Source organism: Pseudomonas sp. Bc-h (assembly GCF_002080045.1).
Lineage (GTDB): Bacteria > Pseudomonadota > Gammaproteobacteria > Pseudomonadales > Pseudomonadaceae > Aquipseudomonas.
On sequence record NZ_MUIN01000007.1, the window covers coordinates 455657 to 476209 of the forward strand.

Annotated in this window: 19 protein-coding genes; 12 read left to right on the top strand and 7 right to left on the bottom strand. The window is 61.1% G+C overall.

The genetic code is table 11. The features are described 5' to 3' along the window. Position 1 precedes the first annotated feature (1 nt). From BWR59_RS14970 to BWR59_RS14980, 3 genes are all read left to right on the top strand, one after another. On the top strand, positions 2 to 457 hold the full coding sequence (locus BWR59_RS14970; protein ID WP_081566403.1) for a GNAT family N-acetyltransferase: 456 nt from the start codon (positions 2 to 4) through the stop codon (positions 455 to 457). A 253-nt stretch (positions 458 to 710) separates the two neighbouring features. Then, the gene (locus BWR59_RS14975; protein ID WP_081566404.1) at positions 711 to 1247 is read left to right on the top strand and encodes a 2,4'-dihydroxyacetophenone dioxygenase family protein; all 537 of its coding nucleotides are present in this window, start codon (positions 711 to 713) and stop codon (positions 1245 to 1247) included. 89 nt (positions 1248 to 1336) lie between these two features. Beyond that, entirely contained in the window at positions 1337 to 2239 is a 903-nt protein-coding gene (locus tag BWR59_RS14980; protein WP_081566405.1) for a LysR family transcriptional regulator, read from the top strand. 30 nt (positions 2240 to 2269) lie between these two features. On the opposite strand, the gene BWR59_RS14985 is transcribed toward BWR59_RS14980, so the two are convergent. Next, entirely contained in the window at positions 2270 to 2905 is a 636-nt protein-coding gene (locus BWR59_RS14985) for a cupin domain-containing protein (protein WP_081566406.1), read from the bottom strand. Between the two features lie 363 nt (positions 2906 to 3268). On the opposite strand from BWR59_RS14985, the gene BWR59_RS14990 reads away from it, so the two are divergent. The 6 genes from BWR59_RS14990 (at position 3269) to BWR59_RS15015 (ending at position 10058) form a co-directional block, all read left to right on the top strand. Continuing rightward, on the top strand, positions 3269 to 4330 hold the full coding sequence (locus BWR59_RS14990) for an ABC transporter substrate-binding protein (RefSeq protein WP_081566407.1): 1062 nt from the start codon (positions 3269 to 3271) through the stop codon (positions 4328 to 4330). A gap of 182 nt (positions 4331 to 4512) precedes the next feature. Continuing rightward, complete coding sequence (locus tag BWR59_RS14995; protein ID WP_081566408.1) at positions 4513 to 5592, top strand: ABC transporter ATP-binding protein; 1080 nt, start codon at positions 4513 to 4515, stop codon at positions 5590 to 5592. 10 nt (positions 5593 to 5602) lie between these two features. Next, on the top strand, positions 5603 to 6850 hold the full coding sequence (locus BWR59_RS15000) for an ABC transporter permease (RefSeq protein WP_081566409.1): 1248 nt from the start codon (positions 5603 to 5605) through the stop codon (positions 6848 to 6850). Between the two features lie 5 nt (positions 6851 to 6855). After that, a complete protein-coding gene (locus BWR59_RS15005) occupies positions 6856 to 7680 on the top strand; it encodes an ABC transporter permease (RefSeq protein WP_081566410.1) in 825 nt (274 codons plus the stop codon). 101 nt (positions 7681 to 7781) lie between these two features. Then, a complete protein-coding gene (locus tag BWR59_RS15010) occupies positions 7782 to 9029 on the top strand; it encodes an aminotransferase class III-fold pyridoxal phosphate-dependent enzyme (protein ID WP_081566411.1) in 1248 nt (415 codons plus the stop codon). 555 nt (positions 9030 to 9584) lie between these two features. Then, complete coding sequence (locus tag BWR59_RS15015) at positions 9585 to 10058, top strand: transposase (RefSeq protein ID WP_081566412.1); 474 nt, start codon at positions 9585 to 9587, stop codon at positions 10056 to 10058. 447 nt (positions 10059 to 10505) lie between these two features. On the opposite strand, the gene BWR59_RS15020 is transcribed toward BWR59_RS15015, so the two are convergent. From BWR59_RS15020 to BWR59_RS15030, 3 genes are all read right to left on the bottom strand, one after another. After that, positions 10506 to 12974 carry a PAS domain-containing protein gene (locus BWR59_RS15020; protein ID WP_081566468.1) on the bottom strand — a complete coding sequence of 823 codons (2469 nt, stop codon included), beginning with the start codon at positions 12972 to 12974 and terminating at the stop codon, positions 10506 to 10508. 266 nt (positions 12975 to 13240) lie between these two features. Further along, on the bottom strand, positions 13241 to 13534 hold the full coding sequence (locus BWR59_RS15025; RefSeq protein WP_081566413.1) for a hypothetical protein: 294 nt from the start codon (positions 13532 to 13534) through the stop codon (positions 13241 to 13243). 140 nt (positions 13535 to 13674) lie between these two features. Beyond that, entirely contained in the window at positions 13675 to 14571 is an 897-nt protein-coding gene (locus BWR59_RS15030; RefSeq protein WP_081566414.1) for a LysR family transcriptional regulator, read from the bottom strand. Positions 14572 to 14720: 149 nt separating this feature from the next. On the opposite strand from BWR59_RS15030, the gene BWR59_RS15035 reads away from it, so the two are divergent. Both BWR59_RS15035 and BWR59_RS15040 read left to right on the top strand, forming a co-directional pair. Further along, complete coding sequence (locus BWR59_RS15035) at positions 14721 to 15374, top strand: isochorismatase family protein (protein ID WP_081566415.1); 654 nt, start codon at positions 14721 to 14723, stop codon at positions 15372 to 15374. Between the two features lie 235 nt (positions 15375 to 15609). Beyond that, on the top strand, positions 15610 to 16452 hold the full coding sequence (locus BWR59_RS15040) for a galactosyltransferase-related protein (protein WP_081566416.1): 843 nt from the start codon (positions 15610 to 15612) through the stop codon (positions 16450 to 16452). Here the strand turns inward: BWR59_RS15040 and BWR59_RS15045 are convergent. The 3 genes from BWR59_RS15045 to BWR59_RS15055 form a co-directional block, all read right to left on the bottom strand. Then, a complete protein-coding gene (locus BWR59_RS15045) occupies positions 16433 to 17485 on the bottom strand; it encodes a hypothetical protein (RefSeq protein ID WP_143490834.1) in 1053 nt (350 codons plus the stop codon). The genes BWR59_RS15040 and BWR59_RS15045 overlap by 20 nt on opposite strands. Then, the gene (locus BWR59_RS15050; RefSeq protein WP_230982015.1) at positions 17478 to 18575 is read right to left on the bottom strand and encodes a glycosyltransferase; all 1098 of its coding nucleotides are present in this window, start codon (positions 18573 to 18575) and stop codon (positions 17478 to 17480) included. The genes BWR59_RS15045 and BWR59_RS15050 overlap by 8 nt, the downstream gene beginning before the upstream one ends. Before the next feature lie 176 nt (positions 18576 to 18751). After that, on the bottom strand, positions 18752 to 19282 hold the full coding sequence (locus tag BWR59_RS15055; protein ID WP_178111230.1) for a cytochrome b: 531 nt from the start codon (positions 19280 to 19282) through the stop codon (positions 18752 to 18754). Positions 19283 to 19539: 257 nt separating this feature from the next. Between BWR59_RS15055 and BWR59_RS15060 the strand changes: the two genes are divergently transcribed. Further along, a complete protein-coding gene (locus BWR59_RS15060) occupies positions 19540 to 20448 on the top strand; it encodes a LysR family transcriptional regulator (protein ID WP_081566470.1) in 909 nt (302 codons plus the stop codon). Positions 20449 to 20553: the final 105 nt, after the last annotated feature.

Genomic DNA, 20553 nt, shown 5'->3' on the forward strand with positions numbered 1-20553 from the left:
AATGGATTGTGTGATTCGAAGGGCAACGGATGCCGATGCCGCCGCAATAAGCATTATCGTCGAGACCGCGCTATGCGAATCCAATGCTCAGGATTATTCAGCCGAGATCATCGACCAGGTCGTGCAAAACTTCTCACCCGCGCAGATCCTGCGCTTCCTGACCCTGCGTCAGGTGTACGTCGCCAGCGTTGGCGGTGACGTTGTCGGAACAGGAAGTCTTGATGGAAACACTGTCCGAAGCGTGTTCGTTCACCCGGTCTGGCAAGGGAGAGGCATTGGGCATCGCTTGATGAAGACTATCGAGTCAGAGGCCATGCGCGGTGGTGTCGAACGGTTGCGCGTCCCCTCCTCGATCACGGCACAAGGTTTCTACCGTTCGCTCGGCTTCGTGAAGGTTCGGGACGAATTTCATGGGGAGGAGCGGACAATCATCATGGAAAAGATTGTGGGCTCGTAAGTCGCCTCGTTTGCGCAAGGTCTGACCCCATGGCGTTCAAAGCGTGGCTGCGCATGCTGAAAGAGACGAAAACTGAATACCGCGCAGCAAAATAAGTGTTCTTGAGAACATGTTCAGGCAGCCCTCTGTGACGGCAGTTCACACCAGCTGTGCCTGCGAAGCTGTTTCCACCCTCTGCCGAGCTCATTTACGCTTGTTGCTACCCCGGACAATCAGGATTCGGGGATTTGTTCACAGACCGTGGAAGACAATGATGAGCACACCTGCCAAGCCTGACGAACTCGCTATCCCGTATCAGTTGCCACAGGTGCCGTACATGACGCCAGACATGGTGCATGCTGGCGTCCTTACCACGTGGCTCGAAGACGACAATCTATGGGTCCCGGTAACCAGCTCGGTCTCTTTCAAGCCGTTGCTGCTCAGCACTACAGGCGGTTATTACATCAACCTGCTGCGGGTGCGCCAGAGCGGTGTGCTGTCTCGCCATCGCCACACTGGCGGTGTGCATGCCATCGTGCTCAAGGGCCGCTGGTACTACCTGGAGCACGACTGGGTCGCCGAGCAGGGTTCGTTCGCCTACGAGCCGCCGGGCGAAACCCACACGCTGTTCGTGCCGGAGGACGTCGAGGAAATGATCACCTGGTTCCACGTCCAGGGTGGTTACACCTATGTCGATCCACAGGGCGTGGCAGTGGGATATGAAGACGTTTTTACCAAGCTCGAAGCTGCGCGCAAGCACTACAAATCCCTGGGATTGCCGGACGATTACATCGAGCAGTTCATTCGCTGACGGGCACGATCCGCTGACCGGTGGCTGGCTTGTCGCGGGGCTCGAATGCTGGCAGGCTGCGCCAACCGTAGGCTGCCGCGAGCGTTTCGATGGATAACTACTCACAGATGCTGGCCTTCATGTGGGCGACCGAACATGGCAATTTTTCAGCGGCGGCGCGGGCCAACGGCCTGACCCCCTCGGCGATCAGCAAGCTGATTACCCGGCTTGAAGACCGGCTGCAGGTGCGGCTGTTTCAGCGGGGCACGCGAACCCTGACACTGACCGAAGAAGGCTCGGCCTATCTGGTGAGCGCAAGGGCGGTGATCAACGCGATGGCCGAGGCCGATTCGCTGGCTGAGGCGTTTCCCGATCGGGTCAGCGGTTCGCTGCGTATCCACACGATGACCACGTTCGCCAAGCATCAGATCCTGCCCTGGTTACCGGACTTTCTCGCGGCGTATCCCGGTCTCACCGTCGATGTGCAGGTCGGGCCGCAGTATGTGGACCTGTTCGATCAGGGGCTGGACGTGGCGATTCACAGCGGCGGCCTACCCGACTCATCGAGGATCGCGCGCAAGATCGGCGAAAGCGCCTGGGTCACCTGCGCATCCCCGGAGTACCTGGCGCGCAGGGGCACACCCGCCCAACCGAACGATCTGCTCGATCACGACTGTTTCAACTTCGGCTTTCACAGCGCCTGGAACACGTGGCAGTTTCGCGATGGCGAGGGCGGGATCATCACTGTCCCGATCGCACCGAAGGCCGTGTTCGCCCAGGGCGATCTGCTGCGGGAAATGGCATTGAGTGGCGCAGGGATCGTCAAGCTGGCGCAGTTCCACATCGGTGAGGACATACGGCAAGGTCGGCTGATACCGCTGCTGGCTGAGTTCAGCCTCGAGGGAAGCGAGCCGATCTATCTGATCTATTCGAACAGGAAGCACCTGAGCCCGAGAATCCGGGTATTCCGTGACTTTCTGGAAAAACGACTGAAGGAAAACCCATGGGCATAAGGCTAGCCGCCGCATTCACCAGAACGTCCATCAGAACGTCGGAGGCGACACCGCGCTGACCACCACGCAGACTTCGTCGAACGGGTTACGCATCCGGTGCGGCAGACGGCTGTCGAAATAGTAGGCGTCGCCCGGAGAGAGGATGCGCACCTCATCGCCCACGGTCATTTCCAGCCGGCCTTCGATGATGATGCCGCCCTCCTCGGCTTCGTGGGAGTATAGCTCCTCGCCTTCCTGACCGGTATCGGCACCCGGCTCGTAGCGCTCGTGGAGAATCATCATAGAGCTGTTGGTCAGGTTCGCACCGACTTGCCGGTAAGACAGCATTTTGCCGTCGGCCAGTTCCACCAGTTCGCTGGCCTTGTAGAACACGGCGCGATCGACCACTGCCGAGTCCGAAAAGAACACGCTCAGCGTGACGTTCAAGGGTTTGAGCAGGCGTTTGAGAATACTCACCGAGGGGCTGGATTTGTCGCGTTCGATGATCGACAGCGTGGCGTGGGGGACGCCTGCGAGTTCCGCGAGGCCGCGGATCGACAGTCCCCGGCTCTGGCGCAGGGCCTTGAGACGCTCACCGACCGATGCGCTGTCCTCGCCCGGAATTTCGTCTTCGGGCGGCTCTTCCGGCGCGTGGGGGTTGCGGCTGATCGCCGGCGTATCTGTCACGGTTTTTTCCTCGAATAAACTCGGCGCATCACGGATCTGTTGCCTGTGATCTGAACACCCGGTTGGGGCGTAGCGCACCATGTTGGGTATTTCGCACCAACACGCCCCGCCTGACAAGCGCAAAAGTAACGGTGTTGTCTTCGCTCGCACCTGTGATGAGTCTGGGGCCCTACACGCTGGATCCCGCAGGCGTGCTGCCCGGGGGTGCCAAATATCAAATTTCAGGCACCAAAAATCAATCGCTTACCGGTTATCCGGGCGATTTCAGATTTATGACGCGCAGGAAAATAAAACTTGCGTCGCAGATTTCGCAGTGGTAAAAATTTTTACCACCACCACACAACATCTGCGTCGAGGTTCCAAATGCACAAGAAGCACAAGCCGTGCCACGCTTTAGCCGCTCTCGCGTTTGCCGTTGCCGGGCTGGCAGCCGCACAGTCCGCGAGCGCCCGTGATCTGACGATCGTTTCCTGGGGAGGAAACTTTCAGGACGCACAACGTGAGATTTTCTTCGCACCGTTCGGCCAGCAGACGGGCAAGAAAGTCCTCGACCAGAGCTGGGATGGCGGCGTAGGCGTACTCGACGCCAAGGTGAAAGTCGGCAACCCGAACTGGGACGTGGTCGAGGTGGAAGCCGAGGACCTCGCGCTAGGTTGCGACTCCGGCCTCTACGAAAAAATCGACTGGGCCAAGGTCGGCAACAAGGCCGATTTCATCCCTGAAGCGGTCAACGACTGCGGTGTCGGCGCCATCGTGTGGAACACCGGCGTGGCATGGGACGCCGACAAACTGAAGACATCCCCGACATCCTGGGCCGACTTCTTCGACACCACAAAGTTTCCTGGCAAGCGCGGCCTGCGCAAAGGCCCGAAATACTCGCTGGAATTCGCGCTCATCGCCGACGGTGTGAAACCGGCCGACGTCTACAAGGTGCTGCGCACCCCCGAAGGCGTGGACCGCGCATTCAATAAGCTGAACAGCATCAAATCCAGCATCGTCTGGTGGGAAGCCGGGGCTCAGCCACTGCAAATGCTGTCCGCGGGCGATGTGGTCATGAGCTCGGCCTACAACGGCCGCATCACCGGTTTCAACCGCAACGAAGGCAAGCACTTCAAGTTCCTGTGGAATGGCAGCGTGTCGGCCATCGACTCCTGGACCGTACTCAAGGGCAGCGAAAACAAGGCCGCGGCCATGGACTTCATCGCCTTCGCCAGCAAGCCGGAAAATCTGTCAAAACTGCCGAAATTCATCGCCTACGGCCTGCCTAACAAAAAGGCCAACGACCTGGTGCCAGAGGACCTCAAGGCCGACCTGCCGACCACGCCCGACAACCTCGCGGCGGCCCTGCCGCTGGACGTCGAGTTCTGGGTCGACAACACCGAATCGCTCACCGAGCGTTTCAACGCCTGGATCGCCCAGAAGTAACCCCGCGTCAGCGACTGGACCATCCCTCTGCCACCCCTGCGCGGGTGGCAGCTTCAAACCTGAACGACTGCCATGTCGCGCCCGCCGCGACGTGACGGTCGATGATTGCTTCTTCATTTTGCGTGTATAGGCAGATGAGTAGCGAAGACGGACCCTGCCTACTCCCTGATGAGGGCTGCGACATGAAACACCTGGTCAGTTTCAAGAACATCCAGAAAACCTACGATGGCTTTCGCCCGGTCGTGAAAGACCTGAACCTGGACATCAAGGAAGGCGAATTCGTCACCCTTCTCGGCCCGTCCGGATCGGGCAAGACCACCAGCCTGATGATGCTCGCCGGCTTCGAAACGCCGACCCAGGGCGAGATTTTCCTCAAGGACAAACCGCTGCACAACCTGCCGCCGCACAAACGCGATATCGGCATGGTGTTTCAGAATTACGCGCTGTTCCCGCACATGACCATCGAGGAAAACCTCGCGTTCCCTCTGTCGGTGCGCAAGATGAACCGCGTCGAGCGCGCCGAGAAAGTCCGCCGTGCGCTGGACATGGTGCGCCTCAATGACTTCGCCAAGCGCTACCCGGCGCAGATGTCCGGCGGCCAGCAGCAACGCGTGGCCCTGGCCCGCGCCCTGGTGTTCGAACCCAAGCTGGTGTTGATGGACGAACCGTTGGGCGCCCTCGACAAACAGCTGCGCGAGCACATGCAGCTGGAGATCAAACACCTGCACAAGCAACTGGGGCTGACCGTGGTCTACGTGACCCACGACCAGAGCGAGGCGCTGACCATGTCGGACCGTGTCGCGGTGTTCAACGACGGCGTGATCCAGCAGATCGACACCCCGGCGGCCATTTACGAAACCCCGACCAAAAGCTTCGTCGCCCAGTTCATCGGCGAGAACAACACATTGCTCGGCACCGTGCTGTCCCAGGACGCCGCCCACTCCACCGTTCGCCTCAAGGACGGCAGCCACGTACAAGCCATTACCGTGACCGGCGCGCTGCCGGGGGAGCCCGTTGCGCTGTGCATCCGTCCCGAGCGGGTGATTGTCAGCGCTGCCGGCACCACGCCGTTGACCGCTCGCATTCGCGAATACATCTATCTGGGCGATCACGTGCGAATGATCACCGAAATCGCCGGCCAGCCCGACTTCATGATCAAGCTGCCGGCCACGAAAATGGACAGCAGCTGGACCGTCGGCAGCTCCATTTCCCTGTCCTGGGCGCCCGAGCACATCCGTGCGCTCGACGTCACCCGGCACTGAGGCCCCAATCATGAGTCAGACCGCCGTTTTACAGCAGCGCGATGAAGACACCGTGGACCTGAGGGCCAAGCTCAGAAAGTCCCAGCGCGCCTATAAACTGAAATCTCTCGCGCTGATCGCGCCGCTGTTCCTGTTCGTGCTGGTGTGCTTTGCATTCCCGATCGGCACCATGCTCAGCCGCAGTGTCGACAACCCGGAAGTCAACACGGCCATGCCCGCCACGACAGCCGCGTTGAGTACCTGGCACGCTGACGACCTACCCGACGAAGGCACTTACGCTGCGCTGATCAAAGACCTGGCCGCTGCCAAGGAAAACGGCCAGATCCTTGCCCTGAGCAAACGCCTGAGCTACGAGATCCCCGACTACCGCACCGTCATCACCAAGACCCTGCGCAAGCTGCCGGATGACAGCGCGGCCTCGAAACGCGACGCGTTGATCGAGGTGGACAAGGCCTGGGGCGATGTCGGCTACTGGAAAGCGCTGAAGCAAGCGTCTTCAAAACTCACGCCCTACTATCTCCTGGCTTCGCTGGATCATCGCTTTGATTCGGCGACCGGCAGCATCGTCAAGGCCGATCCAAACCAATCCATCTACGTCGATATTTTCGCCCGCACCTTTTACATCGGTGCCATCGTCACAGTGCTTTGCCTGCTGCTCGGGTTTCCCGTCGCGTACTGGCTGGCGATCCTTCCAGAGGGTAAAAGCAACCTGCTGATGATTTGCGTGCTGCTGCCCTTCTGGACCTCGTTGATCGTGCGCACGGCGGCGTGGATCGTACTGCTGCAGTCGGATGGTCTGATCAACCGGACGCTGATGTTGTTCGGCATCGTCGACGCGCCGATCCAGCTGGTGTTCAACCGCACCGGGGTGATCATCGCCATGACCCACGTGCTGCTGCCCTTCATGATCCTGCCGCTGTACAGCGTGATGAAGAGCATTCCTTCGAACTACGTGCGAGCCGCCATTTCCCTGGGTGCGCATCCGTTCGTGGCCTTCTGGCGCGTGTACGTTCCGCAGACCTTCGCGGGGCTGGCGGCGGGCGGTCTGCTGACGTTCATTCTCGCCATCGGCTACTACGTGACTCCGGCCCTGGTCGGCGGCGCAGCAGATCAGATGGTCAGCTACTTCGTTGCCTTCTACACCAACAAGACCGTGAACTGGGGCATGGCGTCGGCGCTCGGCAGCCTGCTGTTGATCGCGACCCTGCTGCTCTACGTCGTGTACGGCAAGCTCACTAATATGACTCAAGCGAGGTAATCGACATGTTGCAGCCTTATGCGTCCTCTGCTGAAAAGCTCGCCCGTTTCGGATTGGTCTGGGCGTCCATTCTGATCCTGCTGTTTCTGATCGTGCCGATTCTGGTGATCATTCCCCTGTCGTTCAATTCGTCGTCCTTCCTGACGTACCCGATGGACGGGTTCTCCTTGCGTTGGTACGAAGAATTGATGTCCTCCCAGGAGTGGCAGCAAGCGTTCAAGAACAGTTTCATCATCGCGCCGGGTGCGACGTTGCTGGCAATGATCTTCGGCACCATGGCGTCGGTCGGGTTGTGCCGGGGCGATTTCCGGTTCAAGAGCGTGGTCATGGCGTTCCTCATCTCGCCGATGATCGTGCCGTTGATCATTGTCGCGGTCGGCCTGTACTTCTTCTTCGCCAAGCTGCAATTGCTCAACAGCTACCTCGGTCTGGTCCTGGCCCACGCGATGCTCGGCGTGCCCTTCGTGGTCATCACCGTCAACGCGACGCTGCAGGGGTTCAACACCAACCTGAGCCGCGCCGCCGCCAGCCTCGGCGCCCCGCCCCTGACCGTTTTCTTCAGGGTCGTGCTGCCGCTGATCGCACCCGGTGTCATCTCCGGCGGTCTGTTCGCCTTCGCCACCTCGTTCGATGAAGTGGTGGTGACGCTGTTCCTCGCCAGCCCTTCGCAGCGCACATTGCCGCTGCAGATGTTCGCCGGCATTCGCGAAAACATCAGCCCGAACATTGCTGCGGTCGCCACCATCATGGTCGTGCTGTCGGTACTGATGCTGCTGACCCTGGAAGTGCTGCGGCGGCGCAACGAAAAACTGAAGGTAAAAAAAGAATAAGCCAACTGGCACCGTCCCTTTCGGACGCATTGAAAACCATGTGATGCCCTTCCGGGTCAGGCCCGGGACGGCAAACTACTGTCCAGATTCAGAGGTTGAGAATGGCTAACTTAGTGGGCGATGTATCCAGTGCCGCGCGTATCCTGCCGGAGCTGAACGGCGAGAAGTTGTTCATCCGCAAAGGCAAAGGCGCCCGCCTGTGGGACGACAAGGGCCAAAGCTACATTGACACCGCACTGGGATTCGGCGCGGTGCTGTTGGGACACGCCAACCAGTCGGTAAATGCCGCCGTAACCGACGCCCTCGATGACAGCGCGGCGCCCTCCTGGGCTCACGTGCGCGAACACGGTGCCGCGACCGCGCTGGCCCGGCACACTGGGGAACTGACCAAAGTCATGTTCACCAACTCGGGCAGTGAAGCCGTCCACCTGGCCTGCCGAGCCGCACGGGCCTACACCGGTCGCGGCAAGATCGCCAAGATGGCGGCCGGTTTCGACGGCTGGTTCGACGACGTCAGCTTCGGCAACGTGACGTCCGACGAAGCCTGCTTCGCCGATGGCAAACGTCCGTCAACGGAGCGCACCACCCTGATCCGCTTCAACGATTTCGCCGACATCGAGCGGCTGTTCGCCGAAGACAGCGACATCGCGGCGGTGATTCTCGAACCCATGCTGGCCAATGCCGGCTGCATCATGCCGATGCCCGGCTACCTCAAGCATGTGCAGGACGTCGCCCACAAACACGGCGCGTTGGTGATCTGCGACGAGGTGCTGATGGGTTTCCGTTTGTACGCCGGGCTGGCCGGATTGCGCGAAGGCCTGGACCCGGACCTTGCCAGCGTCGGCAAGGCGATCGGCAATGGTGTGCCGGTGTCTGCCGTGGTTGGCAAACCGCACATTCTGGAGGGTTTCGAGGAAGGCCGAGTGGCGCGCGGCGGTACATTCAGTGGCAACCCGCTGGCTTGCGCCGCGGTCAGCAGCACCCTGGCGCTGCTGGACCAGAGCGACTATGCCCTGCTGATTCAGCGCGGCGACGATCTGCGTTCGGCCATCGAGACCACGTTCAAATCCCACGGCATCACCATCGCCACCAGCGGGTACGGCAACGTCTTCGGCATCTGGCTGGCGGCATCCGCTCCCGTCACCTATGAAGAAGCATCGAGAATCGCCAACCCTGGCTTCACCAAAGCCCTGCATCTGGCGCTGCGCGAAGCGGGCGTGCTGATGATGCCGTCGCCGTACGGGCGTATCTACATCTCGTTCGAGCACAGTGACGAGGTGATCGAGGAGATGAAAGCGGCGTTCGACATCGCGGCCCGTCAGTTGAAAGGGCAGTACGCCGGGGTGTAGCTGTGGGTGGCGGCGGATCATGTTCGTCTGACCCGCCGCCATCGCTGCCGTCGTGACCTCCGGCGTCTCCCACAGGTTTTGTATCAGGGCGTGAGTCTGCGGCAGCCCCGCACACCGCCATCGCTGCCGTCGTGACCTCCGGCGTCTCCCACAGGTTTTTTGTCGGGGCGTGAGTCTGCGGCAGCCCCGCACACCGCCATCGCTGCCGTCGTGACCTCCGGCGTCTCCCACAGGTTTTGTATAGGGGCGTGAGTCTGCGGCAGAGCCGCACACCGCCATCGCTGCCGTCGTGACTTCCGGCGTCTCCCACAGGTTTTGTGTCGGGGCGTGAGTCTGCGGCAGACCCGCGAACGGCGCTTTCGATGCATCGCCGATCCTCCGTCAGTCGCTGAACCTGTGGGAGACGCCGGAGGTCACGACGGCAGCGAGGCGATGGGTCAGGCAATCGATAAACAAGCGACTGGCCTCAATCACATCCTGAAGCACACGCGCACCTGCCACGCCCGGTCAACCAACTAGCCTTTGCCTTCCAGACCGAAATCAGGAACACAAGGCATGTGCCCCAGCCCTCGATCCAGAAATCTGCGCCTCGGACGTCATTCTCAAACAGATCAGATCTACATGATCACGGCCATCACCCACGACCGACAACCATTCTTCAGTGACCTGCGGGCAGGTCGGCTGTTGGTCCATCAGTTCAGCAAAGCACAACGAGCTGACCTTGCAGACTCCCTGGCCTGGGTGGTGATGCCCGACCACTTTCACTGGCTCATGCAACTCAACAGTCGGGACCTCTCGGCAGTGGTACATCGGGTCAAGTGCCAGACTGCGGGGAAAGTGAATGCGTACCTGGGCAGGTCTGGCCAGTTCTGGCAGAGAAGCTTCCACGACCGTGCGATCCGCCATGAGCAGGACCTGCGACCCGCCGCACGCTACATCATCGCCAACCCGATACGAGCCGGGCTGGTAAAGCGGGTACAGGATTATTCGCTGTGGGATGCAATCTGGCTGGATGGGAAATCCTTTTGATAGTGGTGATTTTGGCCGCCCCCCCCCGGGCGTCTCCGTCAGTTGAAAAGACAGTACGCCGCGATGTAGCTGTGGGTAGCGGCGGATCACATTCGTCTGACCCGCCGCCATCGCTGCCGTCGTGACCTCCGGCGTCTCCCACAGGTTTTGTGTCAGGGCGTGAGTCTGTGGCAGCCCCGCACACCGCCATCGCTGCCGTCGTGACCTCCGGCGTCTTCCACAGGTTTTGTGTCAGGGCGTAAGTCTGCGGCAGCCCCGCGAACGGCGCTATCGATGCACCGCCAATCCTCCGCCGTTCGCCGGACCTGTGGGAGACGCCGGAGGTCACGACGGCAGCGACAGCGATGTGTCATCTGCAGAAGAGCCGGCGATGACCATGGTGAGCACCGAGACGGCGATGTCTTGCACCCGACAACCGTGCCGCGCTTGAGCCCACCGACATCCTGTTCAGACAGGACTGCTCATCAGTTCACGAACTCGAGCGGCGAGTGTGTCGATGGCGAACGGTTTGGTCAGCACATGCATGCCAGGTTCCAGTTGCCCCGGGCCGATCGCCGCACTCTCGGCGTAGCCCGTGATGAATAGCGTTTTCAGGCCGGGACGAACCTCTCGCGCGGCATCGGCCATCTGACGGCCGTTCATCCCTCCCGGCAATCCCACATCGGTGATGAGCAGGTCGATGCGAACGTCCGAGCGCAGCAGGTTCAATCCCCCGATGCTGTCGGCAGCTTCCACCAGCGTATAACCCAGATCACTCAACACTTCTGTCACCAGCATGCGCACCGTGGGCTCGTCGTCGACCACAAGAATCGTCTCGCCCACCGCCATAGCCATGGCCGCCGATGTGCCTTCATTTCTTTCATGAACCGCTGCGTCGCCGCGGTAACGGGGCAGATAGATGCAGATGGTGGTGCCCTGGATGCTCGTAGAAGCAATACGCACCTGGCCTCCGGACTGTTTGGCGAACCCATAAATCATCGAAAGCCCCAGGCCGGTGCCTTGACCGATGGGCTTGGTGGTGAAGAACGGATCGAACGCCTTGGCGACGACATCAGCAGGCATTCCGCTGCCGGTATCGGTGACGCAGAGGGTCAGGTATTCACCTTCGGGTATGTCCAGCGCGTCGGCCTGCGCTTCGCCCACGAAGTGATTGCTGGTGCCGATGGTGATTCGCCCGCCGTCCTGCATGGCATCACGAGAGTTGATGCAAAGGTTCAGCAGCGCATTCTCAAGCTGGCTGCCGTCCACCAAGGCCGGCCAGAGATCACCTGCACCCTGGGTCCTCACTACGATGCTCGGCCCCACGGTCCGCTGGATCAACTCGGTCATGCCTTCCACCAGCAGGTTGACGTCGGTCGGGCGTGGATCAAGCGTCTGACGCCGGGAGAATGCCAAAAGGCGGTGTGTCAGCGCGGCGGCACGTTTGGTCGCGCCTTGTGCCGTCACCAGATACCTGTCCACATCCGCCAGACGGCCCTGAGTGATTCTGGAGCCCAGCAACTCCAGCGATCCGGAAATACCTGCGAGCAAGTTGTTGAAGTCATGGGCGAGGCCACCCGTGAGTTGCCCTACCGCTTCCATCTTCTGCGACTGGCGCAGTTTTTCCTCGGCCTGCATCAACTCAGCAGTGCGCGCGGCCACCCGTTGTTCGAGGGTCTCGTTCAGGGAACGCAATGCCGCAGTGGCCAGATCGCGCTGTGCTTCTACCGAACGCCGCTCTTCGACATCAATCAACACACCCGGAAAGTTCAGGGGGGTGCCATCCTCGCCGAATTCGACGCGACCGTTTGCCTCGATCCAATAGTATTTGCCGTCAGCGCGGCGCACCCGATATTGGTGGGCGTATGCCCCCCCACGACCAATGACTTCATTGATCGCCGTGATCAATCCCGCCCTGTCGTCCGGGTGGACCGTCGCAATCACTTGTTCCAGGCTCAGCCCTTCGTGGCCGAGGACCGGGTCCAGCCCGAACGCGCGAGCGAAGGCTTCGTCCACCGTGAAACTGTCGTTGGGCAGATCCCAGTGCCAGGTGCCGAAGATGGCACCGGCCTCAAGGGCGAGTTGAACCCGCTGCACGTTGGCCCGGGCAACTGCTTCGCTTTTGCGAAGACGCTCCTCGGCATCCCGCCGCCCGGTCACGTCATTGAAGATGATCGCGATCTGGCGCTCGGAGGGATCGCCGACCGGCACCGCGCGCACGTCGAACCAGCGTTCAAACGCCTTGGCATAGCTCTCGAAATTGATCGGTACCCGGGTCTTCGCCACCCGCCCATAGGTCTCGAACCAGAAGCGTTCCAGATCCGGTGCAAATTCCGTGACCCACTTCCCCCGCAGGTTGACCCCCGCCTCACGCTCGAAGGCAGGATTGGCTTCGAGAAAGCGGTAGTCGACGGGTTCGTCGTCCGAATCGAACTTGACCTGCACGATGGCGAATGCCGCTTCCACCGTTTCCAGAATGGTTCTGAAACGTTCCTCGCTCTCGCGCAAGGCAGCTTCGGTGTTACGCATCTGGGTCAGATCGAGCATGGCGCCGATCATCCGCTCCGCCTGGCCATCGGCGTCCCGGATGACGTGCCCACGATCGAGGACTTGCGCATAAGTGCCGTTGCTGCGGCGAAATCGATACTCTTCGCTCCAGGCGGTTTGGGTGCCGTCTATGACGCCATGGATCGACTGGTAAACGCGATTCCTGTCCTCCGGGTGCATCTGCGCCAGCCACCATTCACCGGTCGTCTCGACGCTGTCGAGGGCATGCCCATAGGCACGCTCCAGCGCATCATTCCACAGCACGTGATTTTCTTTCACGTCCCAATCCCAGATCGCATCATTGGTCGCCTTCACCGCCAGCCGATAACGGGTGTGCGCATCCTCTATCGCTCGATCAGGACTGTTTTCCAGGGCCGCCCGCAGGCGCACGACCTCAGCCTCAAGTTCCTCTCGGGTCAGATGCTTCAATATTTCACCTAGACATGACGTTGTAGCCCAAGGCCGTACGCATAGCGCTTCAAGATGGCGTGCCCACTGCCGGCAACACTCTGGAATGTACTGCTGGCAGATTGCAATCCGTATCACCCTCAGGCTGTCATCCGAAGAGAAAGTTTCCGAACCGGCACAGCGTTTTTTTACCTTTGCACGACTGATGAACCCAACGCGCGCACGACGCGGGAGAAGGCCGGGGTGCCTCAGTTGTCTGGGCGTGAATCGCTCGATGTGCCAGCCGCGCGATCAGCCAGATGATCGGTCACCCTTCGCCCCAGGTTGCCAGTCTTGCTCAGCCGATCGGCATGTTTGCGCAGCAGGATTTCCCTTTCCTGCACGGTCAACACCATCCTGGCTGTCGACTGGGCAGCCCGGGGCAGATTGTTCTGCGCCATCTCAAGGGACAATTCCATGAGGTGATCGCCCAGAGAGCGCAGATCTTCAACGGTTTCATAAAGGTCTTGCACCAGAGAATCGCGCCGCTTTCGCATCCACATACATGCTCTCTCACGTTTGCCGGAAAGTGTTCTATTGGTCGCCCGCCTGGGACAGAAACTATATACGTTCCCGCAAGCAAAATGGATGCACCGGCGGCTCGTTGAAACTTTGCGGCAACAGAGCGACAGGCATGGCCCGATCAGGCAGTGACAGCCCCGGCAAAGTGAGGAGACTGGCCGAAATACTCGATCAGCAGCTCGGTGAGGACCCGAATCTTCTGCGCGGGATGCTGACCCTGCGGGCGCACCACATACGCACCCGCTGGCGGTGGTGGATAGCTCGTCATGATCGGCACGAGCGCCCCGGTCACTACGCTATCGTAGGTGAGGCAATCGGGCAGGTAAGCAATTCCCAGCCCTGCCACTGCAGCAGCGACGAGCGCAATGCCGTTGTCGGCCTTGAAGCGCCCTTGCGGACGAACCGAGACGATCCTGTCTTCATCCATGAACTGCCAGGCTTCGGTTCCCTTCATCAGGGCCTGATGACCCGTGATCTGCTCCGGCACCTCAGGCGCTCCATGGGCCTCGATATAGCCGGGGCTGGCAACGAGCTTCCCATTGATCGGACCGATGCACCGCGCGATCAGGTTGGAATCCTGAAGGTAGCCAACCCGGATCGCACAGTCGTAGCCCTCCGCGATGAGGTCCACGAAGCGATCGCTGTAGCAGGTCTGAACGTGAAGCTCGGGATGCCGTCGGGCCATTTCCGCCAGGATCGGGGCGAAATGCGTCGGGCCGAATGACAGCGGCGCCGCGACCCGCAAACGACCTCGCAACGCCCCGGCGGGGAGGATCGCTTCCCTGGCAACGTCGATCTCGGCACACACCCTGGCCGCGTAGTCGCGGAACGTGGCCCCGGCTTCGGTAAGCGCCGCCCCACGCGTGGATCGTGCAAGCAACTGAACGCCAAGCTCCATTTCCAGGCGTGCAAGCCTTCGGCTGACGATGGACTTGGACACACCAAGCCGCGCCGCAGCAGACGAAACACCTCCTGCGTCGGCGACTTCCACAAACGTCTGAAGCTCTTCGATATCCAAATCAGCGTTCCTCTTTGTGCGACACAGCTCTTCGCCGAATGCTACTACCGCAACGATTACGGGAACAGCACAGTACGGTCCTCGGACAGCGTAGCCAATGGCGCGCTGAATGAGCACCTATCCCACTCATAACGACAAAGGATGTATTGATGACTTTTCGTAACGGACTCGCTTCGCTTCTGCGTCCAGAAGATTCGGTACTGGTTCTGATCGACCACCAGCCGTATCAGCTCACGAACCTGAACAGCCACGAACCGCAGATGGTCGTCAACAACGCCACTGCTCTTGCTAAAGCGGCCAAAGCCTTCAACGTGCCGACCATCCTGACCAGCGTCATCGCCGAACGCGGCGGTTTCATCTTCCCGCAGATCACCGACGTGTTTGCGGGGCAGGAAGTCATTGATCGAACCTTCATCAACACCTGGGAAGATCCGAAAGTCGTGGACGCGGTAAGAGCGACGGGCCGCAAGCAACTGGTCATCGCCGGACTCTGGACCGAAATCTGCGTTGCCATGCCCGTGATACAGGCCCTCGGTGAAGGCTGGGACGTCACGGTCATTACAGATGCATCAGGCGCGGTGTCCGTGGAGGCCCATCAGGTGGCCATCCAGCGCATGATCGCGGCCGGCGCAAACATGATGACGTGGTTGGCGCTGGCGGCGGAATGGCAGCGCGACTGGGCGCGCGTGGATACCGCCGCCGCACTGACTGAGGTGCTCCAGCAGCATGCCGCCGGCAGCGGCATCGCGTATCTGTGGGAACAGCAGTTGCTCAACACGCCAGTACCTGCCAACGCGGGGTAAAGCAGGGCGCACACAGCAGGCGGTCTCTGATTACGAGTCCGCACTGCCGCAGAACGCCGAAGTCGTCAACGCGGAGCGCCTGTACAGCCCGTCGGAAACGCGAAACTGCTTATACCGGTGTCCGGTCAATCACTGACGTGGCGACATGGCCGGGAAATATAGACTCCTGCCATGTCCCGGCGGACTGCGCGCAGCGCTATTACTGATCAAGAGGATCACCCATGAAAGGCCATCCATGAAGGTCATCACCCTGGTGCACGGTCGTGGCGCGCATCTGGCGAACCTGATTCGCGGCCTGGAATCTTCCAGCCTGATCCCGCAGGGTTTGTGGATCGTGCACATGAATGAGGCGCCCGGCGATTTCACCAGCCGTGTGTTTCAGATCAACACGCTGCAGGTCGATGAACTGGGGGGACTGCCATTGGCGAGAGCACGCAACAGCGTGACCGCGATCGACCCCGAAGGGCCGTGGGTGTTTCTCGATGTGGACTGCATTCCCGCGCACGATCTGCTGGCGCACTACCGCGACGGCCTTGCCGCGCAACCCGATGCGCTGCACATGGGCCAGGTTCGCTACCTCCCGGAAGGCGCCAATCGTCCAGGCTGGGACGAGGCGGCGCTGAATGCGCAGGGTGTTGAGCACCCGCTGACGCGGTTTCGTACCGGCGCCGGCAACGCCCTCCCCCATCACCTGTTCTGGTCACTGAACTTTGCCTGTCGCGGCAGCACTTTCGCTCGCATCGGCGGGTTCGACGAGGGCTATCGGGGGTACGGCGGTGAGGATACCGACTTCGCTTTTCGGGCGAGAGACCAGGGCGTGGCCGTGCTGGATAACCCGGCACTGGCGTTTCATCAGTATCACGCCACTTACGACCCTCCGTTGAACCACTTCGCTGATATCGTTGCCAACGCGCAACGCTTCCACAGCCGCTGGGGTGTATGGCCGATGGAAGGTTGGCTAGCTGCGTTCCGCCATCTGGGTCTGCTGCACTGGACCGATCAACGCCTCGAAATCATCGAGGTACCGTCTGCCGAGCTTGTAGCCCGGACGCTGACGACTAACCGCCTGGGGTTCTGATCGGCTGGGTCTGTGTACTCGCCAGGGTGGCTTCTATATGCCGCGCCGCCCGAGCAGCGGCGGCAACGTCGGCCCAGCCGCGCCAACGAGCGGGTTCGAGCCCAAGGGCTGCCTCGAACAAGGCCGGCCAGTGGGATGCGGGGGGCCAGCCATGCTCCAGCCCTATCGCGACGTTCAACTCACCCAAGCGCCTGGCCTGCAGCCTCTGTTCTTCAAATGGCCGCTCCTCGCCCACGGCAATGTAGCGACAACCCAGGGCAGCAGCCTCGCTCACGAGACTGTCGCTGGCGCTGCCGACCACGATTTCGGCGCTGCGCATTTCTTCCTGCGGATTGCTCAAGTGCCCGAGCCAGTGGAGATTGGGCAATACCATGCCCGGCCCAAGAGCACCGGCGACGCGAAAGTGCCGTTCAGGGCATTGGCGAGCGACGGCTTCGATCAGCGCGGTCGACAGATCGGTCCCCCCGCGCCCGGTGATAATCAGCACACGCCCTTTCTGCGGCGCGGCGCAAGGTGCACCTGCATAACGCGAGAGCCAACCGCTGTAGGCAGTCTTGTCGCGCAGCCACTGCGGCGTGTCGTGCGCCTCCATGTCCGCCGGATACGGCGCCAGCAATGCGCTGGCGCTTTCATAGGCCAGACGATGGGCAGCATCGTCGCGCAAGCCATGCTGGCGTACATACACCGTCGGCACACCACACAGCCGCGCGAACAATGCGACTTCCACCGATACGTCGACCACCAGCAAACACGGCCAGTGCGCGGCGAACCATTGAGCGAGTGTCGCCATCCGTTCGCGCAGGCCTTCCACGGCCAAAGGGGCGTAGTGCAACACGTCGAAGCGTTCAACCCGCATGCCTGGGGCGGTGTCACCCGGCAGTTGCAGGCGGTGAACGCCTGCGGGCAATTCGTCCGGCAACTGCGAGCCCATCAGCGTCACCGGCACGCGCAATGCCTGGGCAATTTGCGCGGCACGTACGCCATGACCGGCGCCATGGTGATGAACGTAGTACCCGACCTGCGGCTCAGGCATGATGGGCCGCCACCTCGGCAAGCAAGGCTTCGTAACGGTCCAGCATCAGGCTTTGGCTCCACAAGGCTTCAGCCCGCGCCCGGCAGGCTTGCCGCGATTTTCCACGGGCGACCTCGATGGCGGCGGCCAGCGCTGCCACGTCATTGGGCGGCACCAGACACCCCACCTCATCACTGATCAGGTCGCGCATCGCCCCGCGATCAAAAGCCGCTACCGGTGTGCCGCAGGCCAGCGCCTCGGCGACCACCAGACCAAAGGGTTCGTCCCAGCAAGGGGTCACCAGGGCTACAGCAGCAGCAGCCAGTTCGGCGGCCAGCTCGGGCCGCTGCAGGTGGCCCAGATGCTCGACTCCCGCACCGAGGCGAGGCTCGATCTGCTCCCTGAAATAGCGTTGGTCCACCACTTGCCCGGCCAATCGCAGGTTAATGCCGGCCTGGCGAGCGGCGTCGATGGCCAGATGCGCGCCCTTTTCCGGCACCAGCCGACCCAGCCACAGCGCATGCTTGCCCACGATCCCGGCGGGACGCCAACTGTGCAGATCGATGCCGTTGGGGATGACTGCGCACTCTCGCACCACCTCACTCCATTTGCCTGCGTTCGCAGGCGACAGCGTGCTGAATCGGCCGGTCTGGCGATCACCGCGCAACGCATTGACCATTTCGAAGAACGGCGGCGTGTGCAGCACGGTCAACATCGGCGTGCGGATCAACGAGGCCATGGTCACCGGTACGTAGTGCAAGCTGTTGTTGAAGATCACATCGAAGTCGTGCTCATCAATACCCTGCATGAGTTTCAGGTAGGCGTGATGCTCGGCGATGTAGGCGCTGCTCAGGCTGGCGTTGCGGCACAGATCCTCGTCCGGCATGGCGACCGCCTCAAGCTCCGCCGCGCTGCCACTGCGGGCAAACAGGGTTACCTCGTGACCACGGGCGCGCAGGCCGAGCGTAACGTCATGGGTGAAAGCCTCAAGGCCTCCGGCGAAGGGCTGACACACGGGAAATCTGATGTGCGTGAGCATGCCGATGCGCAGCGGTCGATGTTCATCCGGGAACGGTGTCAGGGGAATCTTTTCCTGGTAGCTGCGCCACATACCTGTCTCCTCTTGGTTATTGAATCAGGCGACGGCAAATGGCATTGGTTCCGCGTAAGGCGCGAGCTTCATTTGTCATTCGATTGGCCAGATACCCTCTGCGGGCAGAGTCTGGCTGTGGGCACGCCTGACACGGGCCTGCCAGACCCAGGTTCCGTCCGTCTGAATAGCGAGCCTCAAGACCTGTGCTGAGGCGGCAGCATCCGCTCCAGCATCCCATCACGGCGTATCGCAACATGCCAGACCGTTGCCGCCACGTGCATCACGATCAGCCCGTAGACGGCGAACTGACACCACACATGAACAGTGTCGGCCAGCTTGCCCAGGCCTTCGTTGTGGGCAAACCCGGGCAATTCGATCACCCTGAAAAACGGCACGTCCTGGCCATTGCCTGCCATCAGGTACCCCGTGACCGGCATCACCAGCAGCACCGCGTAAAGCAGCCCATGATTGAGGCTGGCCAGCAGCGCAATCACCCGGCTGGTTCCCGGTGGGTAGGCGGGCGCACGATGGCGCCAGCGCCAGGTCAGGCGCAGCAACACCAACAAGAAAACGCTGATGCCCATGGACTCATGGGCCATGTACCAGAAGACGCGCACCGGGCCCGGCGGGAAATTTTCCGCCACCCAGACAAAAGGCAGCAACAGGCACAGTGCTGCGACGGTCAGCCAGTGCAAAGCCTGAGCGACGCCGGTGTATCGCTCCATGGAAATCCTCGGTTTGCTCGATGAAGGCGGCCAGGGTGGGTCTCGGGTTTCTGAATGGGTAAATGTCAGTCCACCACCACCCCCGCAAGGTTAGTCCATATCGTGAGCCAGCCGGATGCCAGGCTCGATGTCGCTGCTCAGCTATGTACTCAGTTTTCTCCATGGATGCGACTGAGCGCAGAGCCGTTGGTTGCAAGCCCGCTCACAATTGACCAAGCTGCATCACCACCCAAGACGCGCCGGAGAAGACTCCCATGCTGGACAGCCTCAGTGGAATCACCGCTTTCGTGCAGGTTGCCGAGACGCGGAGCTTTACCGAGGCGGGACGTCTGCTGGAGATTTCGTCCTCTGCGGTTGGCAAGAGTGTGTCGCGCATGGAGGAACGCCTGGGCGTGCGGCTGTTTCATCGCAGTACGCGCAGCGTCACGCTGACCGCCGAAGGTGAGCTCTTCCTGGAGCGCTGCAAACGAATCATTCAGGAGGCAGAGCAGGCAGAAATCGAGCTGTCACAACTGGCCCAGACGCCCAGAGGCAAGTTGCGGATCAGCGTGCCGTTACAGAACACCCTGATTTTTCCGTTGCTGGCCGGGTTCATGCAGGCCTACCCGCAAATCGAACTGGACGTCGATTTGTCCGACCGGATGGTCGACGTGATCGAGGAAGGTTTTGACGCGGTCATTCGTACGGGTCAGCCGTCAGACTCTCGTTTGATGTCGCGTAAATTGGGGGAATACAAACTGGAGTTGGTGGCTTCACCGAGCTATCTCGAAAAACACGGCCGTCCGACCCACCCTGATCAACTGCGCGACCACGCCTGTCTCCTGCACAAGTTCCCCGCCAGCGGCTCTCTTGAACGCTGGCCGGTGCGCGCGAAGAACGCCGACAGCGACCCCGAGTTAGGCAAGGTCATCACCTGCACCACGACCGACGCCCTGACGCACCTGGCCCTGGAAGGTCTGGGCATTGCCTGTCTGGCGGATTTTTCGACCATCGATGCACTGCGGCACGGCAAACTCGAAAAAGTCTTGCCTGAATTCACCGACCACCGCGGCTCGTTGTGGATGCTCTGGCCATCCAGTCGCAATGCCACGCCGAAACTGCGGGTATTGATCGACTATTTCAAAGAGCACATTGCCAGCGTCCCGCAACCTCAAGTGCAGGTGTGACCCTTTGCTCAACTGATTGCAGCCCAATAGTCCGAAGTGTTGTGACCCTTGCCCCGTTTATCCCGCCTCGAAAATCGCATGTACTGGTCCCAAGCGCCCCAGACA